Genomic DNA, 9,386 nt, shown 5'->3' on the forward strand with positions numbered 1-9,386 from the left:
AATTAAGAAAGAAAAATTACTTGCTAGAAAGTTAGAAGTATGCTATTTTGAAAAAAGCTAGAGATATTAGAAATTAACTTATAAGAAAGGACAACATTATGAATATTCTAAAAAAATATGGAAACAGGATTTTTATTGACGGTCTAAGTGGCATGGCACTAGGTTTGTTTGCTACATTAATTGTGGGAACTATAATACAGCAGATAGGAACATTAATAGGAGGGCATTTTGGACAGTGGATTAGCTACATAGGAAGAATTGCTGCATCTGTAACGGGAGCAGGCATTGGAGTTGGAGTTGCAGTAAAGTTAAAAGAGTCGGCACTGGTTACTTTGTCAGCAGCTACATGTGGTATGGTAGGAGCATTTGCAAGTCAGATTCTGGCAGGAACTGCTATACTGAAAGAAACAATTGTCCTAAAAGGACCAGGAGAACCTTTAGGAGCTTTTATTGCAGCTTATGCAGGAATAGAAATTGGACGCATTTTTTCAGGAAAAACCCAGATAGATATTGTGATAACACCTTTAGTATCTGTAATAACAGGTTCTGTAGCTGGTCTGTTTATTGGACCGTCTATCAGCAGATTCATGGCACAAGTCGGACAGATGATAAACTGGGGAGCAGAGCAGAATCCATTTTTAATCGGCATTGTAGTTTCTGTTTTGATGGGAATGGCTTTAACACTTCCAATTAGTTCTGCAGCTATTGGAATGGTGCTTGGACTATCTGGTATTGCAGCAGGGGCAGCAACGGTTGGATGCTGTGCTAATATGGTAGGCTTTGCAGTGACAAGCTTTCGAGAGAATAAGTTTGGTGGACTGCTTGCACAAGGTTTAGGAACAAGTATGCTGCAGGTTCCGAATATTATTAAAAATCCACTAATATGGATTCCGTCAATTTTATCAAGTGCTATATTAGGCCCTGTAGCAACATGCAGTATGATTTATATGACCAATAATGCACAAGGTTCTGGAATGGGAACAGCAGGTCTGGTAGGACCGCTTATGACATATCAGACAATGGCACCAGAAAGAGGAACAGCAGTTACACTTATACTGATTGCCCTGTTGCACTTTGTTCTTCCAGGAATTATAAGTCTTGCAATAGCAGAATTTATGAGAAAGAAAAAGTGGATTAAAGACGGAGATATGAAGTTAGATATTTAATGAATAGCACAGAACGAAACTGCACATAACTATTACAATCGTATGGAATGAGGAGGAGTATATGAAAAGAATCGCTTTATTAACAAGTGGCGGTGACTGTCAAAGCTTAAATGCTACTATGCGTGGTGTTGCAAAAACCCTTTATCAGAGCATGGATAACGTAGAGATTTATGGGATTTTAGATGGTTACAAAGGCTTGATTTATGGGAACTATAAGAAGATGAAGCCTTCTGATTTTTCAGGCATTCTTACACAGGGAGGAACTATAATTGGGACATCCAGACAGCCTTTTAAACTGATGAAAGTAATTGATGACAGTGGGCTGGATAAAGTGAAGGCAATGAAAGCAAATTATAAAAAAATGAAACTGGACTGTCTTGTTATCATGGGCGGTAATGGAACACATAAAACTGCTAACCTGTTAAGAGAAGAAGGATTAAATGTAGTAACCTGTCCAAAAACTATCGACAATGATATCTGGGGAACCGATATGACATTTGGATTTCAAAGTGCAGTGGATATCGCTACGAACGCAATTGACTGCATTCATACAACTGCAGCGTCTCATGGAAGGGTTTTTATTGTGGAAGTGATGGGCCATAAAGCTGGATGGATGACATTGCATGCAGGAATCGCAGCAGGGGCAGACATTATTCTTTTGCCAGAGATTCCGTATGATATTGATAAGGTAGTCAGTGCAATTCAAAGCAGAATAGAGCAGGGAAAACGCTTTTCCATATTAGCAGTGGCAGAAGGAGCGATCTCTAAGGAAGATGCAGCATTGCCAAAGAAACAGTATAAGAAGAAACTGAAAGAAATGCCGTATCCTTCTATTTCTTATAAAGTAGGAAAAGAAATTGAAGAAAAAACAGGTCAGGAAATACGTATTACAGTACCTGGACATACACAGAGAGGTGGAGAACCATGTCCATATGACAGAGTTATTTCAACAAGGCTAGGCGTTGCAGCGGCAAACCTTGTTTTAAAAGAACAGTATGGCTTTATGGCAGCATTACAGAACAATGAAATTATTCCTGTCCCTTTAGAAGAAGTAGCAGGCAAGTTAAAAACGGTAAATCCAGAAGCTTCGATCATAAAAGAAGCAAAAGCATTGGGCATATGTTTTGGAGACTAAAGAAGAGAACACCTGAATAAGGTGTTTTTCTTTTGGAATATTCACTGCTGTTTGACAACCACAGGCCATGTTGGTAAAATGATATAGTTAGAAAGGAAGTGCCAAAATGTCTTATACAGCCCTTTATCGAAAATTTCGTCCGAGTGAATTTGAGGATGTAAAAGGACAAGATCATATAGTTAAGACACTAAAGAATCAAATCAAGGCTGAAAGAATTGGCCATGCCTATTTATTCTGTGGAACGAGAGGGACTGGAAAGACAACAATTGCGAAGATATTAGCAAAAGCTGTTAATTGTGAACATCCTATAGATGGGAGTCCTTGCAATGAGTGTGAAATGTGTCAGAAAATGAATCATCACACATCTATGAATGTAATTGAAATTGATGCGGCATCCAATAATGGTGTAGATAATATACGTGAAATCATAGATGAGGTGCAGTATTCTCCGACAGAAGGAAGATACAAGGTATATATTATAGATGAAGTCCATATGTTATCTACGGGAGCGTTCAATGCCTTATTAAAGACTTTAGAGGAACCGCCAAGTTATGTTATTTTTATTTTAGCAACTACGGAAGTGCATAAGATACCGATTACGATATTATCTCGCTGTCAGAGATATGATTTTAAGCGGATTACTATAGAGGTAATTGCCAATAGATTAATAGAACTTATGGAGAAAGAGCAGGTAGATGTAGAAGAAAGAGCAATTCGGTATGTAGCAAAGGCAGCCGATGGATCTCTGCGAGATGCTCTGAGTCTATTAGATCAGTGTATAGCCTTTTATTTTGGTGAAACCCTTACATTTGATAAGGTGCTAGAAGTTCTTGGTGCAGTTGATATAGAGGTATTTCATCACTTATTAAGTGTTGTTTTGGCAGAAGATGTGCCAGCAGCAATGAAACTGGTGGAAGATATCGTGATAACAGGCCGTGAATTAGGACAGTTTGTAGTTGACTTTACCTGGTATCTTAGGAATTTACTGCTGTTAAAAACCTCAGAAGATGCAGAACAGATGCTGGATGTATCCAGTGAACAGGCAGCAGCATTAAAAAATCATGCAGATAATTTGTCTGTGGAAACTTTAATGCGTTATATTCGCATTTTTTCAGAGTTAAGTAATCAGTTAAAATATGCAACTCAAAAGAGGGTTCTGTTAGAACTAGCAATTATCAAATTGTGTAAACCACAGATGGAACAGAATTATGATTCTATTTTAGACAGGCTTGGAAAACTGGAGCAGCAGATTGCTAATGGAGTTACTGTTAGTGCAGCCCAAAATCCAATGGCCAGAGCACAGGCAAGTTTGGAATCTGTTAGTCTGGCAGAGGCACAACCTGTAGAATTGCCAAAGGCATTGCCAGAAGACTTAAAGGAAGCAGCCCGTCAGTGGGAAATAATTAAGGGGATGCTAGGAGGCTCGGTTCGTGCTGGAATTAACGATGCAACGCCGACTGCCCAAGGGGACACATTGGTGTTAGTGTTTGATAAAGCAGTAAGTTATAAAATGCTTTCAGAAGAGTCTAATATACAGGAGATTGAACAGGCAATAAAAGACTGTATCCAAAAAGAGGTAAAGGTACAGACTAAGTTATTGGAAGAGAATCAAAGCAAAAAAAACATAATTGACATTTCCCAAAAGGTCAATATGCCAATAGAATATGAAGATTAAACTTATATAAGGAGGAAGTAGATATGGCAAAAAGAGGTGGATTTCCAGGAGGCGGATTGCCAGGAAACATGAATAATTTAATGAAACAGGCCCAGAGAATGCAAAGGCAGATGGAAGAAAAGCAGAAAGAATTAGAAGAAAAAGAATGGGAAGCAACAGCTGGTGGCGGTGCAGTTTCCGTTCGTGTTTCAGGTAAAAAAGAAGTGGTGGCTATTAATCTTTCTGAAGAAGTAGTAGATCCAGATGATATTGAAATGCTTCAGGATTTAATTGTAGCAGCAACCAATGAAGCGTTAAGAAAAGCTGAGGAAGAATCAAACGAAATGATGAATGAAATTGCTGGTGGAATCGGTGGCTTAGGTGGTTTGCCATTCTAATTTAAGAAGGAGAAACTATGGATTACTATAGCAGCCAGATCAGCAAGCTTATTGAAGAATTATCAAGGCTGCCAGGTATTGGTGCGAAATCTGCACAAAGACTAGCCTTTCACATCATCAATATGCCTGAAGATCAAGTACAGAAACTCAGCAACACTATTGTAGAAGCGAAGAAAAATGTTCGTTATTGCAGTAAATGCATGACATTGACAGATAAAGAACTGTGTCCGATATGCAGCAGTCCAAACCGTGACCAGAAACTGATTATGGTAGTGGAAAATCCAAGAGATTTGGCAGCATATGAAAAAACACAAAAATTTAATGGCGTATATCATGTATTACATGGTGCTATTTCCCCGATGTTAGGAATTGGGCCTGCAGATATTAAGCTAAAAGAATTGATGCAACGTCTTCAAGAGGATGTGGAGGAAGTTATTATTGCAACAAACTCCAGCTTAGAAGGAGAGACAACAGCGATGTATATTAGTAAACTCATAAAACCAACAGGCATAAAAGTCAGCAGAATTGCAAGTGGTGTACCAGTTGGCGGAGATTTAGAATATATCGATGAAGTTACCCTGCTTCGAGCCTTAGAAGGAAGAGTTGAGCTATAAAAAAGTTCTAGGATAAAAATTCCTAGAACTTTTTTGCTTTAGCCATTTTGTACAGCGTACTTGACTCCAATGCAAATGTAGTCTGCAAGTTTCATAACTACATCTAGGCGGGTAGTCTGTAAGAGCATGTGATTTAAAATGCCAGAAATATTCACAATACCTGTAATAAAAATATCCCCAACGGCAGGTAACTCCTTATCCACACCAATGCCTGGCTGAATGGAACCTTCTCCTAACGTAATAAATCCAACATGGTTATTGGAACCTAAGGATGCATCAATTGCAATTAACAATGGATTTGTATGGGTACGGCGAATTTCATCAATAGTTTCAATGAGATTTTTTGCATGTACAGGATGTTCTAACGTACCATACACATATAAGTTTGGATAAGAGAGTTTGGAAAGCTTATATCCAATGATAGGTCCAAGACAATCACCAGTAGCCCGGTCTGATCCAATGCATAGAAATACAATTTCCTGCTGTTTTTTTACCTTTTTCTTTATTAAATCGGTAAACGTATGACAAAAATCATATACGCTTGATATATCTTTTGAATTAAAATAATATATGTCTTTTTTTTGCTTTGATAAAATCATATAATTCCTTTCCCAATGCATATGCTATGTGCAATGTATCACAATTCTAGTACTAGTATTTACTGGATTTCAAGAATATAGACATGTTTTTAGAAAAAAAATACGCAAAAAAATACAAAAAACTAAAATTGTCAAGTCCCTAATTAGAGAAATATAGTTATTACAAGTAGAATTTCATAACAAGAACAAAGAATTTGTGAAACTAGACGGAAAAGTTTTTGAAATAGGAGAAAAGGATTTGACAAAAATTTACTTCTATATATGATAAGATTTCAATAATGTATAGAAATAGTATGCCTGACAGGGGGCAAAGAACTATGGCAGGGGGAATCAAAATGATTGAAAGTGTATATAGTAGTCAGACTCATGGTAGTACATCATCTGTACTGGTAAAAATACCTAAAAATGTGAGACAGGTTGGACAAGTTAATGATGCAAAAAAAATATATGTAGAAGATTACGTCATGTCATTTATAAAAAAATTAGGAATGAGAAAAGAATCTTCAAGCGAACTTGTAGTACTTCTTGGCCAGTTTGTCAAAATAAATAATTGTCAATGCATTTTCGTTAGCGGTGCAATTGAATTGAAAGGTGTCATATATGAAGATAATCTGGTATTTACAAATGAAATCTGGACCAATATCTATGAAACGATTAAACAGTATTTTACCAATGTAGAGATTGTGGGATGGAGCATTATCAGGGCAGGGCTGCCTTTAAATGTAGATGAGAGAGTACGGAAAGTCCATGTAGACAATTTTGCTGGACAGGACAAAACATTATTGCTATATGACAGTCTGGAACGAGAAGAAGTATTTTATGTTTTTGAAGAAAATAAGTTAAAGAAACAGGATGGGTACTACATATATTATGATAGAAATGCAGAGATGCAGAATTATATTATCACCCTAAGGGAAGAACATGAAACCGCAAAGCCATATTCTATACCAAGACGTCCTAAAACGGTGGAGGCTGTAGAAAGTGCAAAACAACCTAAAAAAGAAGTCTTAACGAAAAAAAGATCCGCTCTTGTTTACGGGATCGGGGCAATGGCGGCAGTGGTTGTGCTGGTATTCTCAGCATCCATTCTATCTCAAAATGATATGAAACTAAATCAAAAAGCGAAAACTCAAGATGTATTATCTGAGAATGTAAAATCAGGTGCAGAAGGTAAGTCGGTTCAGAGTGGGGGGGGGAGTGAAGAACAAGGAAGTCTCCCTGTGGAAACAGCACCAGGGATGCTGTCAGTTGTTACAGATAGTGAAAATGACGATACATTAACAGAAAAGAAAGTGAGTAAGGAAAGCCCTGAAAAAAATAAAAAGCAAGTCACTAAGAAGCAAGAATCAAAGCCAAAGAAAACAAAAAAGGAAAAAGCAGCTAAAAGTGCATCCACAACGCAGAAATACTATACCGTCAAGAAAGGTGATACTCTATCTTCTATTGCTGTAAAACTGTATCATGCAAAATCTTATACAAATAAACTGAAAGAAATCAATAACTTAGAGGACTCAGATGATATAAAAGCGGGACAGAAATTGCTATTACCTTAGGAACTTGTCTTTTCATGTTTTCCAGAATCATGTATAATAGAAGAAAAATACAGAAGGGGTACAGAAAAAGACGGTGCAAAAATGGAAAGTTTAAGCGAAAGAAATGAAAACCAAAGAGCAGAAAATGCCAAGAGACGGCATAGGAGAAGAATTCGGTTAGCAATAGGAACTGCAGCAGCAGTGGTTCTTTTCCTGGTTATCTTCAATGTTTGGTCTTATTACACAAAGGACTATAAGGGATATAGAATAGTTGATACTACAAAGCGTTTAGATAGCAATGGAACAAATTATACTGTATACAATGGCAGTAAACTTATGAAATATAGCCGTGACGGTGCAGTGGGATTTAATGAGAAGCTTGATATGGATTGGAGTGGAAGTTATAATTTCGCTTCACCTGTCTACGATTCATGTGGAATGTATGTAGTGATTGCTGATCAAGGTGGAACAGAAGCGTGTATGTTTGATGGAAGTGATTCTCCTAAGGAAATAAAAGTATTGTACCCGATCAGTCATGTATCCATTTCTAATCAGGGAGTCTTGGCAGTAGTAATGGATAGAGACAGTTCTGATTTTGTTCAGATTTACAATGCGGTAAGTGGAGAACTGCTGGTTGAGTTCAATACAAATGTTTCAGAAGATGGTTATCCTGTAGATATTGCTTTATCAGAAGATGGAACCAAGCTGGTGACGGTATATTTAAATGTAACCAACGGAAAGCCAGTTAGCAAGCTGACATTTTATAACATGGGGGAAGTAGGGAAGAACTATTCTAACAACATTGTATCAGCCAAGACATTTGAAAAGGAAATAGTTTCAAAGGTTGAGTTCATGGGAAATGATACTGTGTGTGCTTTTACAGAGCAAGGCTATCAACTTTATGAAATGAAGCAGATTGTTCATGATATTGATAGTAAAACATTTAAAAGGAAAATAAAGAGTGTATTTTTAACAGAAGAGAATTTCGGATTTGTTTTTGAACCACAAGGCAGTGAGGAAAGACAGAAAGTGGAGCTGTATGATTTGTCTGGTAAAGCACGAATGAGCGAATACATTGATTTTTCTTACAATACTGTGTATATGATAGAGCAGGATATCGTTTTTATTACGGAGCAGGAATGTCATATACTTAGGAAAAATGGCAGAGAAAAACTAAATTGTACTTTTAAGTCACCAGTCACATTTATTCTTCCAGCAAAAGGTTTTAACCGATACATTTTAGTAGATGAAAATTCTATTGATGTGGTTAAGATAAGGGAGGATTAAAGAATGCAGACACTTGAAATTGTAGTAGCTTTTATATTACTCGTATTTGGTCTAAAGGGCATGAAACAAGGACTTGTTTTAACGATATGTTCTCTTGTTACAATGTTTTTGGCAATTACGGTCACTCAAACGGTTACTCCTCAGATTAGTGCGAGGCTAAGGGAAAATGAAAAAGTTGTAGACGTTATTTCAGAGCAGGTACAGAATGTTTTATTTCATGAGGAGAATAGCAAAAAGAGAGAAAAGTTAAGCGACAATGAAAAAATAGAAGCTTTAGGTATTCCTAAAATGCTAAAAGAGGACTTGCTGGAAAATGCCAATCAAAAGAAGTATAACGAACTAGGAGCGGCAAGTGTAAATGAATATGTAAGCGTATACATTGCCTATTGGATTATAAATAGTATTACTTATATTGTGGTATTTTTAATAGTATTATCAATATTGAAAATATTAATTCATGCTTTAAATATCATTACTAAGCTTCCAGTAGTGAATACACTTAATAAACTTGGGGGATTAGGAATAGGTGTATTAGAGGGCTTAGTAATAATCTGGGTTGGTTTCGTTTTAATTACGGCGACATGCAGTACTGCTTTGGGAAACTCAATGTTGAATCAGATTAACAAAAGTAGATGGCTGTTATATTTATATAATAACAATCTGATTTTAAAAGCTGTAATGAGCGTTACAAAGGCGTTATTTTAGGAAAGTATTTTAGTAAAAGAAAGAAAATAAAAAAAAATTAAAAAAGTTATTGACATTAAAAATATATGGTGATATAATTCTCCTTGCTGACGCGGTAATGTCGAGAGAAACAGGCCGTACAGCAAGGAGAATTTATGAGAACTTTGATAATTAAATAGTGAAACAACCTTGAAAATTCAGAGAATAAATCTGTTCCAAGACTTTGGTTTTGGAATGCGAACAGCATCTGAGAAGATGCACCTGTATAGTAAATGAATTCTGGAAACAAAAAGCCAAGCTTTTCGTTCTGGAAGGAT

At 36.6% G+C, this 9,386-nt stretch carries 9 protein-coding genes; 8 read left to right on the top strand and 1 reads right to left on the bottom strand.

The annotated features are described in order from the left end of the window. Positions 1-98: 98 nt before the first annotated feature. The 5 genes from BMY85_RS09625 to recR all read left to right on the top strand — a co-directional run bounded on the left by BMY85_RS09625 (position 99) and on the right by recR (position 4,967). Positions 99-1,166: a PTS transporter subunit IIC gene (locus BMY85_RS09625; protein WP_092478061.1), complete on the top strand. Its 1,068-nt coding sequence runs from the start codon at positions 99-101 to the stop codon at positions 1,164-1,166. 61 nt (positions 1,167-1,227) lie between these two features. After that, positions 1,228-2,301 carry a 6-phosphofructokinase gene (locus tag BMY85_RS09630; protein ID WP_092478062.1) on the top strand — a complete coding sequence of 358 codons (1,074 nt, stop codon included), beginning with the start codon at positions 1,228-1,230 and terminating at the stop codon, positions 2,299-2,301. Positions 2,302-2,407: 106 nt separating this feature from the next. After that, positions 2,408-3,976 (top strand): DNA polymerase III subunit gamma/tau, encoded by a 1,569-nt coding sequence (gene dnaX, locus BMY85_RS09635; protein ID WP_092478063.1) that lies wholly within the window; start codon positions 2,408-2,410, stop codon positions 3,974-3,976. A 23-nt stretch (positions 3,977-3,999) separates the two neighbouring features. Further along, positions 4,000-4,353, top strand: coding sequence for a YbaB/EbfC family nucleoid-associated protein (locus BMY85_RS09640; protein WP_092478064.1), 354 nt, complete (start codon positions 4,000-4,002; stop codon positions 4,351-4,353). A gap of 17 nt (positions 4,354-4,370) precedes the next feature. Next, positions 4,371-4,967, top strand: coding sequence for a recombination mediator RecR (gene recR / locus BMY85_RS09645; protein WP_092478065.1), 597 nt, complete (start codon positions 4,371-4,373; stop codon positions 4,965-4,967). A gap of 38 nt (positions 4,968-5,005) precedes the next feature. On the opposite strand, the gene yyaC is transcribed toward recR, so the two are convergent. Next, positions 5,006-5,566, bottom strand: a complete 561-nt coding sequence (yyaC, locus tag BMY85_RS09650) for a spore protease YyaC (RefSeq protein WP_092478066.1) — start codon at positions 5,564-5,566, stop codon at positions 5,006-5,008. A 335-nt stretch (positions 5,567-5,901) separates the two neighbouring features. On the opposite strand from yyaC, the gene BMY85_RS09655 reads away from it, so the two are divergent. The 3 genes from BMY85_RS09655 (at position 5,902) to BMY85_RS09665 (ending at position 9,090) form a co-directional block, all read left to right on the top strand. Next, positions 5,902-7,119, top strand: a complete 1,218-nt coding sequence (locus BMY85_RS09655) for a LysM peptidoglycan-binding domain-containing protein (protein WP_177180731.1) — start codon at positions 5,902-5,904, stop codon at positions 7,117-7,119. Positions 7,120-7,200: 81 nt separating this feature from the next. After that, the gene (locus tag BMY85_RS09660) at positions 7,201-8,385 is read left to right on the top strand and encodes a DUF5711 family protein (protein WP_092478068.1); all 1,185 of its coding nucleotides are present in this window, start codon (positions 7,201-7,203) and stop codon (positions 8,383-8,385) included. A gap of 3 nt (positions 8,386-8,388) precedes the next feature. Continuing rightward, positions 8,389-9,090, top strand: coding sequence for a CvpA family protein (locus BMY85_RS09665; protein ID WP_092478069.1), 702 nt, complete (start codon positions 8,389-8,391; stop codon positions 9,088-9,090). Positions 9,091-9,386 lie beyond the last annotated feature (296 nt).

The organism is [Clostridium] polysaccharolyticum (assembly GCF_900111595.1).
In the GTDB taxonomy this organism is placed as follows: Bacteria; Bacillota; Clostridia; order Lachnospirales; family Lachnospiraceae; genus Clostridium_AI; species Clostridium_AI polysaccharolyticum.

Excerpts from the sequence above, each read along its gene's own strand:
- BMY85_RS09625 (WP_092478061.1), top strand. The coding sequence starts at position 99 with ATGAATATTCTAAAAAAATATGGAAACAGGATTTTTATTGACGGTCTA.
- BMY85_RS09630 (WP_092478062.1), top strand. The coding sequence starts at position 1,228 with ATGAAAAGAATCGCTTTATTAACAAGTGGCGGTGACTGTCAAAGCTTA.
- dnaX (WP_092478063.1), top strand. The coding sequence starts at position 2,408 with ATGTCTTATACAGCCCTTTATCGAAAATTTCGTCCGAGTGAATTTGAG.
- BMY85_RS09640 (WP_092478064.1), top strand. The coding sequence starts at position 4,000 with ATGGCAAAAAGAGGTGGATTTCCAGGAGGCGGATTGCCAGGAAACATG.
- recR (WP_092478065.1), top strand. The coding sequence starts at position 4,371 with ATGGATTACTATAGCAGCCAGATCAGCAAGCTTATTGAAGAATTATCA.
- yyaC (WP_092478066.1), bottom strand. The coding sequence starts at position 5,566 with ATGATTTTATCAAAGCAAAAAAAAGACATATATTATTTTAATTCAAAA.
- BMY85_RS09655 (WP_177180731.1), top strand. The coding sequence starts at position 5,902 with ATGATTGAAAGTGTATATAGTAGTCAGACTCATGGTAGTACATCATCT.
- BMY85_RS09660 (WP_092478068.1), top strand. The coding sequence starts at position 7,201 with ATGGAAAGTTTAAGCGAAAGAAATGAAAACCAAAGAGCAGAAAATGCC.
- BMY85_RS09665 (WP_092478069.1), top strand. The coding sequence starts at position 8,389 with ATGCAGACACTTGAAATTGTAGTAGCTTTTATATTACTCGTATTTGGT.